A 15,619-nucleotide genomic window follows, 5' to 3' on the forward strand; every position below is an offset into this window, starting at 1 on the left:
ACCAGCGTTGGCCTTTTTTTATTGCCTGCGATTCACTCCCCTGCCGCCACACTCTCCAACCGATACCCATACCCATAAATCGTCAGCAATTGCCAACCCCGATCCGCCGTCAGCCCGAGCTTGTTGCGCAGGCGATAGATATGCGTGTCCAGCGGTCGCGAGGTGGACATCTCTTCGTGGGGCCAGAATCGTTCGTACAGGTAATCCCGTGACAGTGGTCGGCCGAGGTTGCTGAACAGACAATGGGCGAGGCGATACTCACGTTCAGTCATAACAATCGGTTTCCCGTCGCGGGTAACGGTGAGTTCGGCGTCGTCGAACACCAAGTCGTTGAAACGCAGAACCTCGGCCGGTGCGCTTCGTTGCAGGCTGTGCCGGCGCAATACCGCCGCCACGCGCGCCTTCAGTTCATTGGGCCGAAACGGCTTGCTGACATAATCGTCGGCACCCGCATTCAGGGCCTGGACGATATCGCTCTCGCCATCGCGGCTGGTGAGCATGATGGCCGCCGGCGGGGCTTCCATGTGTTCGCGGGTCCAGCGCAGCAGCGCCAGGCCGGTGAGGTCGGGCAGTTGCCAGTCGAGGATCAGCAGGTCGAAGGTTTCCCGGCGCAACTGTCGCAGCAGGTCTTCACCGCTTTCGAAGCTGTGCAGTGACCAGGGCTGTCCTCCGGCCTCGGCCATTTGTTGCAGGGTCTGCTCGACCCGGCGCAGTTCGGCGGGTTCATCGTCCAGTATCGCAACGCGCATACGCGGTGGTTCCTTGTCGCTCGGGCAATGGGTGCCGACCGGATCGGCTCACTCCATGCAGTGAAAGTAAGCGGCACGCCGAGGGGGGAGCCGCTATGATTCTTCGGGTCTACGTCCTCAGACCGGCCGCCTATGAAACCATTCAACCCGCCCTGCCCTGTTCCCCATGAATAACCACCGCCGACGCGAAAGCCGCGTACCCAGCCAGGTTCAGCGTTTGTTCCGGCAACTGGTGCGCGAGTGGGTGTGGATAAGTCTAGTGCTGTTGCCGCTGACTGCACTGCTTTCCTGGCGTGCGCAGATCAATTTGCATGATCCGGCGCCGTTGATGGGCGCGGGACTTTCAGTTGCCTTGGTCGCGTGCGTACTTGGGTTGCTGCTGTGGCGCCCGCGTCTGGCACTCTGGCTAACATTGGGCGGGATGGCCTGTGTGCTGCTGACCAGTGCAGGCCTGGCTGAAATGCGGCGTTGGTGGTCACCCACGCCGGCGGTGCTGGGCATGTTATTCGGTTATCTGATCTGGAACTGGCGACGCCTGAGTGTGGTGCTGACCTACTTCGGCTGGGAGCTGGCGCGGCTGGACAGTGAACCGAAAGTCTTCCCTGAACGACGTCGGGCGCAGTTTCCCAGCGCCGATCGCTTGCAGGGGCAGATCATGGCGCTTGAGCAAGCCATGAGCCGTACCCGCGATACCCGCCGATTCATTGCCGACGGGCTGGAGTATCTGCCGGTCGCGTCGCTGATCAGCGATCCACGGGGGCAAGTCTTGTTGGGCAATCGCAAGGCCCGGAGCCTGTTCGACCACAATCTGGTGGGCGAGGATGTGCTCGATCAACTGGCGAGCCTGGGCTATCCGGAGTTGTCCACAGAGTCGCGCCCACCGCTCTCCGAGCTGCCTCTGCTGGAGTTTCGTGACCACAAGGAACGTAGCCTGCGCCTGGAGCGCGCCGCGCTGTTGCCAGTCGATGGCGACCTGCCGATCGGCTGGCTCTTGAGTCTCACTGATCTGAGCGCCGAACGCGCCGCCGAGGAACAGCGCGGTGTGTTGCTGCGCTTCCTGTCCCATGACCTGCGCGCGCCCCATTCGGCGATTCTTGCCTTGCTCGAGGTACACCGACATCAGACGGGAACGGATTCACCGCTGTTCGAACAGATTGAGCGCCAGGTACGCCGGGCGCTGGAACTCACCGACGGCTTTGTTCTGCTGGCCCGTGCGGAATCCGAGGCGTACCAGTTTCAACCGAGCCTGTTCGGGATGCTGGTCATGGACGTTCTGGATCAGGCGTTGCCCATCGCTCAGCAAAAACGCATCGAGCTCTTGAGCGACATGGACGAACAATCACAGGAGCGTCTGATTCTGGCCGATCAAGGCTTGTTGACCCGCGCCCTGTTCAACCTGCTGGAAAATGCGATCAAGTACAGCCCGGCCGGATCCACAGTGAATCTGCATGTCAGTTGCGACAACGACTGGCTGCGTTGTGAGCTGTCCGATCAAGGCAAAGGCATCGCTGCAGAAGAACTGCCTGACCTGTTCAGCCAGTACCGGCGGTTTTCCTCTGCGCAGGGTATCGATGGCGTGGGGCTTGGACTGTCGATGGTCAAAGCCGTTGTGGATCACCATGGCGGCCGAATCGAATGCCTGAGCGTGGTCGATCAAGGCACGACGTTCCGTCTGGAACTGCCACTGATTCCTGAAGAGCAGGCATAAAAAAACCGGCTATATCAGCCGGTTTCCTTACTTCCGAAAAAAACTTATGCACCTTTTACGGTGTTTTATCAGCTTCGGAAATATATAAGTAAATCAGTAAGTTAATTCGATAATTCGGGATTTTGCGAACAAACCGTACACAGGTTATCCACAAATCTCAGACAGCGATCTGATCGTTCGCAGCCGGTGCCTGAGGGGCCGGAGGCAGCGAGCCCATTTCTCGTTGCGTTTTCTCGTTCCACGCCTGCACCCGGTCATTCAGATCGGCGATGGCGCGCGGGCCACTGCCCTCGGCGTACATCGGCTCACCGATGACCACGGTGATCACACCCTGCTTTTTACCCCAACCGATTTTCGGCCAGAACTTGCCGGCATTGTGTGCAATCGGCAGTACCGGAAGCGCCGCATTCACCGCCAATGCGCTGCCACTGCGGGAGAACTTGCCGATGGTGCCATGGGGAACGCGAGTGCCTTCAGGGAAAATCAGCACCCAGACATCGTCCTTGAGCAGCTCGTCACCTTTCGCCGCCACCTGCTTGAGGGCGGCTTTCGGGTTGTCGCGGTCAATCGCGATCGGCCGCAGCATGGCCATGGCCCAGCCGAAGAACGGCACATACAGCAATTCGCGTTTGAGCACTTGGCTCAAGGGCGAGAAATAAGCGGAGAGAAAAAACGTCTCCCAGGTGCTCTGGTGGTTCGATTGAATCACGCAGGGCCGGTCAGGCACGTTTTCCGCGCCTTTGACTTCGTAACGGATACCGAGGAACACCTTGGTCAACCACAAGGCGCAACGGCACCAGTACACGTTGATGAAACGATAGCGCGCCTTGAACGGCAGAAAGGGCGCGATAAAAAAGCTCAGGCTGCACCACAGCAGAGCGGTGGTACCCAGCAGCAGGTAAAAGAGGAAGATTCTGATGGCCTGCAGTATCGACATGGCGACGTTTACCGTTACGGGCAATGCCCGACTGTTCAAGCGCACTCCCGATCAATCCCTGGTCAGGAACATCAGAAGCACTCTAGTTGTGGATAAGTTCTGCGGCAATCGCCGCGAGATCGTCAAAAATCAGGGTGCCCACCGGCAAGGTCTTGGCCTGAGTCTTTTCGCCTTTCCCGGTCTTTACCAAAACGGGCTGTGAATCGACGGCTTTGGCGGCCTCCAGGTCACCAAGGCTGTCGCCGACGAACCAGACATTCGTCAGCGCGACGTTGTAATGCTGTGCGATGATTTTCAACATCCCCGGTTTCGGCTTGCGGCAGTCGCAACCCTCATCCGGCCCATGCGGGCAATACACGATCAGCCCGACTTCACCGCCCTGCTCCGCCACCAGTTCGCGCAGGCGCGCGTGCATGGCATCGAGGGTGGCGAGGTCGTAGTAGCCGCGAGCAATGCCCGACTGGTTGGTGGCGACCGCCACCGTCCAGCCGGCCTTGCTCAACTGCGCAATCGCTTCGATCGAGCCGGGGAGCGGAATCCACTCCTCCACCGACTTGATGTAAGCGTCGGAGTCGTAATTGATCACTCCGTCCCGATCGAGAATCAGCAGTTTCAACAGCAATCCCCTCAACCCAGCAGCGAAATGTCGGCAACGCCCAGGAACAGGCCACGCAGACGCGCCAGCAGCGCGTAACGGTTGGCCCGCACATTGGCGTCGTCGGCATTGACCATCACCGCGTCGAAGAACGCGTCCACCGGCTCGCGCAGTGCAGCCAGGCGTGCCAGCGATTCGTTGTACTGACGCGCCGCGGCCATTGGCTGTACAGCCTGGTCCGCTTGCTGGATCGCCGAGTACAGCGAGAACTCGTTGGCATTGTCGAAGTACTTGGCCTGGACTTCGGTCGGCACCGAGCCTTCTACCTTGCTCAACAGGTTCGATACGCGCTTGTTCACCGCCGCCAGTGCTGCCGCTTCCGGCAGTTTGCGGAAGGCCTGAACCGCTTGCACACGCTGGTCGAAGTCCAGCGCCGAACCCGGCTTCAGGGCACGCACCGACAGGTAGGTGGCGACATCCACGCCTTCGTCTTCGTAACGCGCACGCAGACGGTCGAAGATGAATTCCAGCACCGCGTCGTTCAGGCCGGCAGCCTTGACCTTGGCACCGAAGGCATTCACGGCGAATGCCACGGCGTCGTTCAGGTCCAGATCCAGTTGTTTCTCGATCAGGATCCGCAGCACGCCCAGTGCCGCACGGCGCAGGGCATACGGGTCTTTGCTGCCGGTCGGCAGCATGCCGATGCCGAAGATGCCGACCAGGGTGTCGAGCTTGTCGGCGATGGCCACGGCCGCACCGGTCAGGGTGGCAGGCAGTTCAGCGCCGGCGCCGCGCGGCATGTACTGCTCGTTCAGCGCCAGGGCGACGTCTTCCGGCTCGCCGTCATTGAGGGCGTAGTAGTAGCCGGCGACACCTTGCATCTCCGGGAACTCGCCGACCATTTCGGTCGCCAGGTCGCACTTGGACAGCAGGCCAGCACGGGCAGCCCACGAAGCGTTGCCGCCGATGCGTGCGGCGATGTACGCCGCCAGTTTCGACACGCGCTCGGCCTTGTCGTAGACGCTGCCGAGTTTTTCCTGGAACACCACGTTCTGCAGGCGATCGTTGAACGCTTCGAGCTTCTGCTTCTTGTCCTGCTTGAAGAAGAACTCGGCGTCGGTGAGGCGTGGGCGAACCACCTTCTCGTTACCGGCGATGATCTGCTGCGGGTCTTTGGATTCGATGTTGGCCACAGTGATGAAACGTGGCAGCAACTTGCCGTCGGCATCCAGCAGGCAGAAATACTTCTGGTTGTCCTGCATGGTGGTGATCAGCGCTTCCTGCGGCACGTCGAGGAAGCGTTCCTCGAACGAGCACACCAGCGGCACCGGCCACTCGACCAGCGCGGTCACTTCGTCGAGCAACGCAGGAGGCACGATCGCGGTGCCTTCCTGACGGGTCGCCAGTTCTTCGGTGCGCTTGCTGATGATTTCGCGACGCTCGTTGGCGTCGGCCAGCACGTAGGCGGCACGCAGGTCGGCCAGGTAGCTCGACGGCGAACCGATGCGCACGCTTTGCGGGTGGTGGAAACGGTGGCCACGGGATTCACGGCCAGCCTTCTGCGCGAGGATCGTGCAGTCGATGACCTGATCGCCGAGCAGCATCACCAGCCACTGGGTCGGACGCACGAACTCTTCCTTGCGCGCCCCCCAACGCATGCGTTTCGGGATCGGCAGGTCGTTCAGCGAGTCTTCGACGATGGTCGGCAGCAGGCTGGCGGTCGGCTTGCCGGCGATGTTCTGGCTGTAGCGCAGTTTCGGACCGCTCTGGTCGATTTCGCTCAACTCGACGCCGCACTTCTTGGCAAAACCCAGTGCCGCTTGAGTCGGATTGCCGTCGGCATCGAACGCGGCCTGACGCGGCGGGCCGTCGAGGTTGATGCTGCGATCCGGCTGCTGGGTGGCCAGCGCAGTGATCAGCACAGCCAGACGACGCGGCGCGGCGTAGACGGTTTTGCTCTCGTAATTCAGGCCAGCGGCTTGCAGGCCCTTGTCGATACCGGCCAGGAACGCTTCGGCCAGGGTGTTCAGGGCTTTGGGTGGCAGTTCTTCGGTGCCCAGTTCAACCAGAAAATCTTGAGCACTCATTGTGCAGCCTCCAGCTTGGCCAGTACTTCGTCACGCAGGTCCGGGGTTGCCATCGGGAAGCCCAGCTTGGCGCGGGCCAGCAGGTAGGCTTGAGCGACGGAACGCGCCAGGGTGCGCACGCGCAGAATGTATTGCTGACGCGCGGTCACCGAGATCGCTCGGCGCGCATCCAGTAGGTTGAAGGTGTGCGAGGCCTTCAGGACCATTTCGTAACTTGGCAACGGCAGCGGCTGGTCGAGTTCGATCAGGCGCTTGGCTTCGCTTTCATAGAAGTCGAACAGTTCGAACAGCTTGTCGACGTTGGCGTGTTCGAAGTTGTAGGTGGACTGCTCCACTTCGTTCTGGTGGAACACGTCGCCGTAGGTCACTTTGCCGAACGGACCGTCAGCCCAGACCAGGTCGTAGACCGAATCCACGCCTTGCAGGTACATGGCCAGACGCTCGAGACCGTAGGTGATCTCGCCGGTCACCGGGTAGCACTCAATGCCGCCCGCTTGCTGGAAGTAGGTGAACTGAGTCACTTCCATGCCGTTCAGCCAGACTTCCCAGCCCAGACCCCAGGCGCCGAGGGTCGGCGATTCCCAGTTGTCTTCGACGAAGCGGATGTCGTGGACCAGCGGGTCCAGGCCGACATGCTTGAGGGAGCCCAGGTACAGTTCCTGGAAGTTGTCCGGGTTCGGTTTCAGAACCACCTGGAACTGATAGTAGTGCTGCAGACGGTTCGGGTTTTCGCCGTAACGGCCGTCAGTCGGACGGCGGCTTGGCTGCACGTAGGCGGCGTTCCAGGTTTCCGGGCCGATGGCGCGCAGGAATGTCGCGGTGTGGAAAGTGCCGGCGCCTACTTCCATATCGTAGGGCTGAAGTACCACACAACCTTGCTCGGCCCAGTACTGCTGGAGCGCGAGGATCAAGTCTTGGAAGGTACGCACGGCTGGCGTAGGCTGGCTCACGAAATTCACCTGTTTCTTGGGCTGCGATTTAAAGAGCGGGAGTATACCCGATTCAGTCGCACCTCCACCCCCTGGAGCCTTATGCCACGCTGCTTTTGGTGCAACGAAGATCCGCTGTACATGGCTTACCACGATCAGGAGTGGGGTACGCCGCTACGCGATGCGCAGGGTTTGTTCGAGTTGCTTTTGCTCGAAGGGTTCCAGGCCGGGCTGTCGTGGATCACCGTGCTGCGCAAGCGCGAGCGATATCGCGAGGTGTTGTTCGGCTTCGACGTACAGCGCGTGGCGCAAATGAGCGACGCGGAAATCGATGAATTGATGCTCGATCCGGGAATCATCCGCAATCGCCTCAAACTCAACGCCGCCCGACGCAACGCCCAGGCCTGGCTGGCGCTCGAGGATCCGGTGGACTTCCTCTGGTCGTTTGTGGATAACCGCCCGGTGATCAATCATTTCAAGGATCGCAGCGAAGTCCCGGCCATCACCCCGCAAGCCGTGGCCATGAGCAAAGGCCTGAAAAAGGCCGGTTTCACCTTCGTCGGCCCGACCATCTGCTACGCGCTGATGCAGGCCTCGGGCATGGTCATGGATCACACTCAGGACTGCGACCGCTACGCGCAGCTCGTCAACGGCGGTTAGAATGGCCGCCTCGCGCACAGCACAAGATCAGGAGTGACCTGTGGAAAAGTTTAAAGGCGCCATGCTGGTTGGCGCTCTGCGGCTGTTTGCCCTGCTGCCGTGGCGGGCCGTGCAGGCCGTGGGTTCGGCAATCGGCTGGATCATGTGGAAAACCCCCAACCGTTCCCGCGATGTGGTGCGGATCAACCTCGCCAAATGTTTTCCCCAGATGGACCCGGCCGAACGCGAGCGTCTGGTCGGCCAGAGCCTCAAGGACATCGGCAAGTCCCTGACCGAAAGCGCCTGCGCCTGGATCTGGCCGGCCCAGCGTTCCATCGACCTGGTGCGCGAAGTCGAAGGCCTCGAGGTGCTGAAAGAAGCGCTGGCCTCGGGCAAGGGCGTGGTTGGCATCACCAGTCACCTGGGCAACTGGGAAGTGCTCAACCACTTCTATTGCAGCCAGTGCAAACCGATCATTTTCTATCGGCCGCCGAAGCTCAAGGCTGTGGATGAATTGCTGCGCAAGCAGCGGGTGCAACTGGGCAACAAAGTCGCCGCGTCGACCAAGGAAGGCATCCTCAGTGTCATCAAGGAAGTGCGCAAGGGCGGTCAGGTGGGGATTCCAGCGGACCCGGAGCCGGCCGAATCCGCCGGGATCTTCGTGCCGTTCTTCGCCACCCAGGCCCTGACCAGCAAGTTCGTGCCGAACATGCTCGCCGGTGGCAAAGCTGTCGGCGTGTTCCTGCATGCCCTGCGTCTACCGGACGGTTCCGGCTACAAGGTGATCCTGGAAGCAGCCCCAGAAGCCATGTACAGCACCGACACCGAAACGTCCTGCGCGGCGATGAGTCAGGTAGTCGAGCGTTATGTGGCGGCTTATCCGAGCCAGTACATGTGGAGCATGAAACGCTTCAAGAAGCGTCCGCCGGGCGAGGCGCGCTGGTACTGATCGGCAATGGGCGTTTGTGGATAACCTGAACAAACGGGTTATCCACAGCCGTCATGGCTTCCGCCGATCCAGCTTCTTCAGAAACACCGTCATCTCCTTCTCGGCCTGCTTGTCGCCATGGGCCCGGGCGGCTTCCAGCCCCTGCTCCCACGCCTGGCGAGCAGCCGCCAGATCACCCAGCGCCAGTTGCGCCTTGCCCAACAGCTTCCACGCCGCCGAATACTTCGGATCAAAGCCGACGCAATGCTGGAAATGCTCGGCCGCCTTCGCGTTCTCTCCCAGATCCAGATAACCCTTGCCCAAGCCGAAGCGCAGCAGCGAGTTATCCACACCCTTGGCGAGCATTTTTTCCAGGGATTCGATCATCGGTCTCGCCTCTTGGTCGGTCAGAAGAAACTCAGGCCCACGTGGAACAGCTTCTCCACATCGCGAATATGCTTTTTATCCACAAGGAACAGAATCACATGGTCGCCGGCGGCAATCACCGTGTCGCCATGGGCGATGATCACTTCTTCATCGCGGATGATCGCGCCAATGGTAGTTCCCGGCGGCAGCGCAATGTTGTCGATGGTCTTGCCGATGACCTTGCTCGACTTCGAATCTCCGTGGGCCACCGCTTCGATGGCTTCCGCCGCGCCACGGCGCAATGAGTGCACGCTGACGATATCGCCGCGCCGCACATGCGCCAGCAAGGTGCCGATGGTTGCCAGTTGCGGGCTGATGGCGATGTCGATGTCACCGCCCTGGATCAGGTCGACGTAGGCCGGGTTGTTGATGATCGTCATCACCTTCTTCGCGCCCAGGCGCTTGGCCAGCAGCGACGACATGATGTTGGCTTCGTCGTCGTTGGTCAGGGCGAGGAAGATGTCCGCGTCGGCGATGTTCTCTTCCAGCAGCAGGTCGCGATCCGACGCGCTGCCCTGCAGCACCACGGTGCTGTCGAGGGTGTCGGAGAGATAACGACAGCGCGCCGGGTTCATCTCGATGATCTTCACTTGGTAGCGGCTTTCGATGGCCTCGGCCAGCCGCTCGCCGATCTGCCCGCCGCCGGCAATCACGATGCGTTTGTAGCTTTCATCGAGCCGGCGCATTTCGCTCATGACTGCGCGAATGTTCGCACGGGCGGCGATGAAGAAGACTTCGTCGTCGGCCTCGATCACCGTGTCGCCCTGGGGAAGGATCGGTCGGTCACGGCGGAAAATCGCGGCGACCCGGGTTTCCACATTCGGCATGTGTTCGCGCAACTGGCGCAGCTGCTGGCCTACCAGCGGCCCGCCGTAGTAGGCGCGCACCGCGACCAGTTGTGCCTGGCCTTCGGCGAAATCGATCACCTGCAAGGCGCCGGGATGCTGGATCAGACGCTTGATGTAGTTGGTGACGACCTGCTCGGGACTGATCAGCACGTCGACCGGAATCGCCTCGTTCTGGAACAGCTGCTCCTCGCGGGTCAGATAAGACGCTTCGCGCACCCGGGCAATCTTGGTCGGGGTGTGGAACAGGGTGTGAGCGACCTGGCAGGCAACCATGTTGGTTTCGTCGCTGTTGGTCACCGCGACCAGCATGTCGGCGTCGTCGGCACCGGCCTGACGCAGAATGTTCGGCAGCGAGCCTCGGCCCTGCACGGTGCGGATGTCGAGGCGATCGCCAAGATCACGCAGACGGTCGCCGTCAGTGTCGACCACCGTGATGTCATTGGCCTCGCTGGCCAGATGTTCAGCCAGCGAACCGCCGACCTGTCCCGCACCGAGGATGATGATTTTCATCCAGTCACTCCATTGAATCCGTTTAGCCGCGCGCGGCAGCGATCTTGATCAGCTTGGCGTAGTAGAACCCGTCATGCCCGCCCTGCTGGGCCAGCAATTGGCGACCATGGGGCTGCTTGATCCCGGCGGCGGTGGCCAGATCCAGCTCCCGCGCGCCCGGCGTACGCTCAAGGAACGCAGCGATGACTTCGGTGTTTTCGGTCGGCAAGGTCGAGCAGGTGGCGTAGAGCAGGATGCCGCCCACTTCGAGGGTTTTCCACATCGCGTCGAGCAACTCGCCTTGCAGGTGCGCGAGGGCGGCGATGTCGTCGGCCTGACGGGTCAGCTTGATGTCCGGATGACGGCGAATCACCCCGGTGGCCGAGCATGGCGCGTCGAGCAGGATGCGCTGGAACGGTTTGCCGTCCCACCACGCTGCCGTGTCGCGACCGTCGGCGGCGATCAGTTCGGCGCTCAAGCCGAGACGTTCGAGGTTTTCCTTCACTCGCACCAGCCGCTTGGCTTCCAGGTCCACCGCCACCACGCCGGCCAGTGCCGGTTCGGCTTCGAGGATGTGGCACGTCTTGCCGCCCGGCGCGCAGCAGGCGTCCAGCACTCGCTGGCCCGGCGCGAGGTCGAGCAGGTCGGCGGCCAGTTGCGCGGCTTCGTCCTGTACGCTGATCCAGCCTTCGGCGAAGCCCGGCAGGCTGCGTACGTCGGCGGCAGTGTCGAGGATGATGCCGTCGCGGCTGAAGGTGCATGGCTGTGCGGCGATACCCGCTTCAGTCAGCAGACTCAGGTAGGCATCGCGGCTGTGATGACGGCGATTGACCCGCAGGATCATCGGCGGATGCGCGTTGTTGGCTTCGCAGATCGCTTCCCATTGCTCAGGCCAGAAGGCCTTCAGGGATTTTTGCAGCCAGCGCGGGTGAGCGGTGCGCACCACCGGATCGCGTTCCAGCTCGGCGAAGATCGCCTCATGTTCGCGCTGCGCATTGCGCAGTACGGCGTTGAGCAGGCCTTTCGCCCAAGGCTTTTTCAGCTTGTCGGCGCAACCGACGGTTTCGCCGATGGCGGCGTGCGGCGGGACGCGGGTGTAGAGCAACTGATAGAGACCGACCAGCAGCAGCGCCTCGACATCGGCGTCCGCCGCCTTGAACGGTTTCTGCAGCAGTTTCTCCGCAAGCGCCGACAAGCGTGGCTGCCAACGGGCGGTGCCGAACGCCAGGTCCTGGGTGAAACCGCGATCGCGATCGTCGACCTTGTCCAGTTGTGTCGGCAGGGAGCTGTTGAGCGAAGCCTTGCCGCTGAGGACAGCGGCGAGTGCCTTGGCGGCGGCCAGACGCGGGTTCATTGCGCGTCCACCGCTGCGCCCAGCACGGTGCCGGTGGCGAATTTCTCACGACGGCTGTTGAACAGATCGCTGAAGTTCAGCGCCTTGCCGCCGGGCAATTGCAGGCGGGTCAGGCACAGCGCCTGTTCGCCGCAAGCGACGAGCAGACCGTCCTTGCTGGCGCCGAGGATGGTGCCCGGTGCGCCTTTGCCTTCGGCCAGTGTCGCCGCCAGCACTTTCAGCGCTTCTCCATTGAGCGTGCTGTGGGTGATCGGCCATGGATTGAAGGCACGGACCAGACGTTCCAGCTCAACGGCCGGTCGGCTCCAGTCGAGGCGTGCTTCGTCCTTGTTCAGTTTGTGCGCGTAGGTGGCGAGCTCATCGTTCTGCACTTCGCCTTCCAGGGTGCCAGTGGCCAGACCGGCAATCGCCTGCACCACGGCAGGCGGGCCCATTTCAGCGAGGCGATCGTGGAGGCTGCCGCCGGTGTCTTCGGCGCTGATCGGGGTCACGACTTTGAGCAGCATCGGCCCGGTATCGAGGCCTGCTTCCATGCGCATGACGGTCACGCCGCTCTCGGCGTCGCCCGCTTCCACGGCGCGCTGGATCGGCGCCGCTCCGCGCCAGCGTGGCAGCAGGGAGGCGTGGCTGTTGATGCAGCCCAGGCGCGGAATATCCAGCACCGCTTGCGGCAGGATCAGGCCGTAGGCGACCACCACCATCAAGTCAGGCTTGAGCGCCGCGAGCTCAGCTTGAGCGTCAGCGTTGCGCAGGGTCGGCGGCTGCAACACCTGGATATTGTTTTCCAGGGCGAGCTGTTTGACCGGGCTCGGCATCAGTTTTTGCCCACGACCGGCCGGACGATCCGGTTGGGTGTAGACCGCAACGATCTCGTAAGGGCTGTCCAGCAGGGCCTTGAGGTGTTCGGCGGCGAATTCCGGGGTGCCGGCAAAAACGATGCGCAGTGGCTCAGTCATGGGGGAGTCTCATAAAAAGAAAAAGGCTTGCCGCAGCAAGCCTTTGGAGAGGGGCATCAAGCGTTCTGGCGGTGCTGCTTTTCCAGTTTCTTCTTGATCCGGTCGCGTTTGAGCGTGGACAGGTAATCGACGAACAACTTGCCGTTGAGGTGGTCGCATTCATGCTGGATGCATACTGCGAGCAGGCCTTCGGCGATCAGTTCGTAAGGCTTGCCATCACGGTCCAGAGCCTTGATTTTGACCTTCTGCGGGCGGTCAACGTTTTCGTAGAAACCCGGCACCGAGAGGCAGCCTTCCTGGTATTGCTCCATTTCGTCGGTCAGCGATTCGAACTCGGGGTTGATGAACACCCGCGGTTCGGTGCGGTCTTCGGAAAGGTCCATCACGACGATACGTTTGTGCACGTTGACCTGGGTCGCGGCAAGGCCGATGCCCGGCGCTTCATACATTGTTTCAAACATGTCATCGACCAGCTGACGCACTTCGTCGTCCACTACAGCCACAGGTTTGGCGATAGTGCGCAGACGCGGGTCCGGAAATTCGAGGATGTTCAAAATGGCCATAAGCTTGATTGCTGCACGTGTGAGGTAAAGTCGGGCGATGGCCTGGCGGGTCCGAAGATGCAGGCTACCGTTGTGAAACGTAGCTCCTTGATTTTCAGCATAGAGCAGGGAGCGAGCCACGGGGGCTCTGGCGTTTCACGCGAACGCACATAATAAAGGGATTCACCGCATGAGGAAATCACTACTCGCCCTGCTGTTTCTGGCCTCGGCCAGTACCGCGCACGGGCAAGTGCAACTCAAGGAAGGTTTTCCACAGCAATACACGGTGGTTTCGGGGGATACGCTCTGGGACATCTCCGGTAAATATTTGCGCGAACCCTGGCAGTGGCCGCAGTTGTGGCGGGCCAATCCGCAGATCGAAAACCCCAACCTGATCTATCCGGGCGACACGCTGACGCTCAGTTACGTCAACGGCCAGCCGCGCCTGACCGTCAATCGCGGCGAGTCACGCGGCACCATCAAGCTGTCGCCGCGCATCCGCACCAGTCTGGTGGCCGATGCGATTCCGAGCATTCCGCTCAAATCGATCAACAGCTTTCTGCTGAGCAACCGCATCGTCGACAAGGTCGAGGACTTCGACAAGGCGCCGTACATCGTCGCCGGCGATGCCGAACGGGTGCTCAGCGGCACCGGTGACCGGATCTTCGCCCGTGGCCATTTCGATCCGAACCAGCCGGTCTACGGCATCTTCCGCCAGGGCAAGGTCTACACCGATCCGCAGAGCAAGGAGTTTCTGGGGATCAACGCCGACGACATCGGCGGTGGTGAGATCGTCGCCACCGAAGGCGACGTCGCCACCCTCGCCCTGCAACGCACGACCCAGGAAGTGCGCCTCGGCGACCGCTTGTTCAGCGGCGAAGAGCGTTCGATCAACTCGACCTTCATGCCCAGCGCGCCCTCCACCGACATCAACGGCCTGATCATCGATGTGCCGCGCGGCGTCACGCAGATCGGCGCGATGGACGTGGTGACCCTGAACAAAGGCAAACGCGACGGTCTGGCCGAAGGCAACGTGCTGGTGGTGATGAAAACCGGGGAAACCGTGCGCGACCGGATCACCGGCCAGCCGCTGAAAATCCCGGATGAACGTGCCGGATTGCTGATGGTGTTCCGCACCTACGACAAACTCAGTTACGGCCTCGTGCTGAACGCATCGCGCTCGCTGGCGGTGCTGGACAAGGTGCGAAATCCTTAGCTGGCTTCACAAGTTACCAACAGAGTTATCCACAGCTTGTTCCGAAAGGTTCGGGCCTTATAACGATCAAGGATGATCCATGATGATGCCTGTCTCCCCGTCGGTTTCGCCGGCAGAACTGGAAGCGCGCCTGCGCCTGCACCGCTTGCCGGAAATCGGTCCCAAGCGTTTCACCAAATTGCTCGAAGCCTTCGGCTGCGCCTCGAAGGCGATCGGCGCGCCGGCCAGCGCCTGGCGCTCGCTGGGTTTGCCGGCGGCTTGCGCCGAGGCCCGACGCTGTTCTGAAGTTCGCGACGGCGCCAGCCACGCATTGCGCTGGCTAGAGCGTCCGGATCAACATTTACTGATGTGGGACCAAGCGGATTACCCGGCCTTGCTGGCGCAGATTCCTGACCCTCCGCCCCTGCTGTTCGTCGCTGGCGACCCGCAGATTCTGGAAAAGCCGCAACTGGCGATGGTCGGCAGTCGCCGCGCTTCCCGCCCGGGCATGGACACTGCCGCTGCGTTTTCCCGCAGTCTCGCGGGGGGCGGATTTGTCATCACCAGTGGCCTGGCGCTGGGCATCGATGCGGCGGCGCATCAAGCCGCTGTGGATGTCGGTGGGCAAACGGTCGGCGTGCTCGGTACCGGCCTGGAAAACTTTTATCCACAGCGCAACCGTCGGCTGGCGGACGCGATGATTGCGTCCGGCAGTGCGGTGCTTTCGGAATTTCCTCTGGACACCGGGCCGACGGCGAGCAACTTCCCGAGACGCAACCGCATCATCAGCGGCTTGTCCCTCGGCGTGCTGGTGGTTGAGGCCAGTGTCGCCAGCGGTTCCTTGATCACCGCACGGCTGGCGGCGGAACAGGGGCGCGAGGTGTACGCCATTCCGGGTTCGATCCATCACCCCGGCGCTCGGGGCTGTCATCAACTGATACGCGACGGAGCCGTGTTGGTGGAAACCATCGAGCATATTCTCGAAGCCCTGCGCGGCTGGCAGCAGTTGCCGCTGTCCGCCTCGGCGCCGGATCCCGATCATCCTCTACTGGATCTGTTGCACGCCGCACCGCACACCAGCGAGGGTCTGGCCGACAGCAGTGGCTGGGCGTTGCCCAAAGTGCTGGCGGCATTGACCGAACTGGAGATGGATGGCCGCGCCGTGTGCGAAAACGGCCGCTGGTTTGCGCGCGTAAGCTAGGTTTTACATTGAAGATCGGTAAACTGCGCGAAACCT

Annotated in this window: 15 protein-coding genes; 5 read left to right on the top strand and 10 right to left on the bottom strand. The window is 61.7% G+C overall.

All coding sequences use genetic code 11. The annotated features are described in order from the left end of the window. Nucleotides 1–32 precede the first annotated feature (32 nt). Nucleotides 33–749 (bottom strand): response regulator transcription factor, encoded by a 717-nt coding sequence (locus tag CAF76_RS06780; RefSeq protein WP_064592400.1) that lies wholly within the window; start codon nt 747–749, stop codon nt 33–35. Nucleotides 750–915: 166 nt separating this feature from the next. Between CAF76_RS06780 and CAF76_RS06785 the strand changes: the two genes are divergently transcribed. Further along, nucleotides 916–2,457 carry a HAMP domain-containing sensor histidine kinase gene (locus tag CAF76_RS06785; RefSeq protein WP_085647155.1) on the top strand — a complete coding sequence of 514 codons (1,542 nt, stop codon included), beginning with the start codon at nt 916–918 and terminating at the stop codon, nt 2,455–2,457. 157 nt (nt 2,458–2,614) lie between these two features. Here CAF76_RS06785 and CAF76_RS06790 read toward each other — a convergent pair whose 3' ends face one another. From CAF76_RS06790 to glyQ, 4 genes are all read right to left on the bottom strand, one after another. Next, complete coding sequence (locus tag CAF76_RS06790; RefSeq protein WP_064592402.1) at nt 2,615–3,394, bottom strand: 1-acyl-sn-glycerol-3-phosphate acyltransferase; 780 nt, start codon at nt 3,392–3,394, stop codon at nt 2,615–2,617. Nucleotides 3,395–3,476: 82 nt separating this feature from the next. After that, the gene (gmhB, locus tag CAF76_RS06795; protein ID WP_178076161.1) at nt 3,477–4,016 is read right to left on the bottom strand and encodes a D-glycero-beta-D-manno-heptose 1,7-bisphosphate 7-phosphatase; all 540 of its coding nucleotides are present in this window, start codon (nt 4,014–4,016) and stop codon (nt 3,477–3,479) included. 5 nt (nt 4,017–4,021) lie between these two features. Next, nucleotides 4,022–6,076 carry a glycine--tRNA ligase subunit beta gene (gene glyS / locus CAF76_RS06800; protein WP_085647156.1) on the bottom strand — a complete coding sequence of 685 codons (2,055 nt, stop codon included), beginning with the start codon at nt 6,074–6,076 and terminating at the stop codon, nt 4,022–4,024. After that, on the bottom strand, nt 6,073–7,026 hold the full coding sequence (glyQ, locus tag CAF76_RS06805) for a glycine--tRNA ligase subunit alpha (protein WP_003187265.1): 954 nt from the start codon (nt 7,024–7,026) through the stop codon (nt 6,073–6,075). Before glyQ ends, glyS begins: the two co-directional genes overlap by 4 nt. A gap of 81 nt (nt 7,027–7,107) precedes the next feature. Here glyQ and tag point away from each other — a divergent pair, with 81 nt between their 5' ends. Both tag and CAF76_RS06815 read left to right on the top strand, forming a co-directional pair. After that, nucleotides 7,108–7,665, top strand: coding sequence for a DNA-3-methyladenine glycosylase I (tag, locus tag CAF76_RS06810; protein ID WP_085647157.1), 558 nt, complete (start codon nt 7,108–7,110; stop codon nt 7,663–7,665). Between the two features lie 40 nt (nt 7,666–7,705). Next, the gene (locus CAF76_RS06815) at nt 7,706–8,593 is read left to right on the top strand and encodes a lysophospholipid acyltransferase (RefSeq protein WP_085647158.1); all 888 of its coding nucleotides are present in this window, start codon (nt 7,706–7,708) and stop codon (nt 8,591–8,593) included. Between the two features lie 51 nt (nt 8,594–8,644). Here the strand turns inward: CAF76_RS06815 and CAF76_RS06820 are convergent, their stop codons facing one another. From CAF76_RS06820 to def, 5 genes are read right to left on the bottom strand one after another with little or no spacing between them, the layout of a single operon-like run. Further along, on the bottom strand, nt 8,645–8,959 hold the full coding sequence (locus tag CAF76_RS06820) for a tetratricopeptide repeat protein (protein WP_085647159.1): 315 nt from the start codon (nt 8,957–8,959) through the stop codon (nt 8,645–8,647). A 20-nt stretch (nt 8,960–8,979) separates the two neighbouring features. Further along, nucleotides 8,980–10,356 (bottom strand): Trk system potassium transporter TrkA, encoded by a 1,377-nt coding sequence (trkA, locus tag CAF76_RS06825; protein ID WP_039764938.1) that lies wholly within the window; start codon nt 10,354–10,356, stop codon nt 8,980–8,982. Nucleotides 10,357–10,378: 22 nt separating this feature from the next. Beyond that, on the bottom strand, nt 10,379–11,689 hold the full coding sequence (gene rsmB / locus CAF76_RS06830) for a 16S rRNA (cytosine(967)-C(5))-methyltransferase RsmB (RefSeq protein ID WP_085647160.1): 1,311 nt from the start codon (nt 11,687–11,689) through the stop codon (nt 10,379–10,381). Then, nucleotides 11,686–12,645, bottom strand: a complete 960-nt coding sequence (gene fmt, locus CAF76_RS06835; RefSeq protein WP_085647161.1) for a methionyl-tRNA formyltransferase — start codon at nt 12,643–12,645, stop codon at nt 11,686–11,688. The genes rsmB and fmt overlap by 4 nt, the downstream gene beginning before the upstream one ends. A 56-nt stretch (nt 12,646–12,701) precedes the next feature. Further along, the gene (gene def / locus CAF76_RS06840) at nt 12,702–13,208 is read right to left on the bottom strand and encodes a peptide deformylase (RefSeq protein WP_007954104.1); all 507 of its coding nucleotides are present in this window, start codon (nt 13,206–13,208) and stop codon (nt 12,702–12,704) included. 169 nt (nt 13,209–13,377) lie between these two features. On the opposite strand from def, the gene CAF76_RS06845 reads away from it, so the two are divergent. Together CAF76_RS06845 and dprA are read left to right on the top strand one after the other, a co-directional pair. Then, entirely contained in the window at nt 13,378–14,403 is a 1,026-nt protein-coding gene (locus CAF76_RS06845) for a LysM peptidoglycan-binding domain-containing protein (RefSeq protein WP_085647162.1), read from the top strand. Nucleotides 14,404–14,482: 79 nt separating this feature from the next. After that, a complete protein-coding gene (dprA, locus tag CAF76_RS06850; RefSeq protein WP_085647163.1) occupies nt 14,483–15,583 on the top strand; it encodes a DNA-processing protein DprA in 1,101 nt (366 codons plus the stop codon). Nucleotides 15,584–15,619: the final 36 nt, after the last annotated feature.

Source organism: Pseudomonas sp. B40(2017), from assembly GCF_002112855.1.
Taxonomy (GTDB): Bacteria; Pseudomonadota; Gammaproteobacteria; order Pseudomonadales; family Pseudomonadaceae; genus Aquipseudomonas; species Aquipseudomonas pharyngis.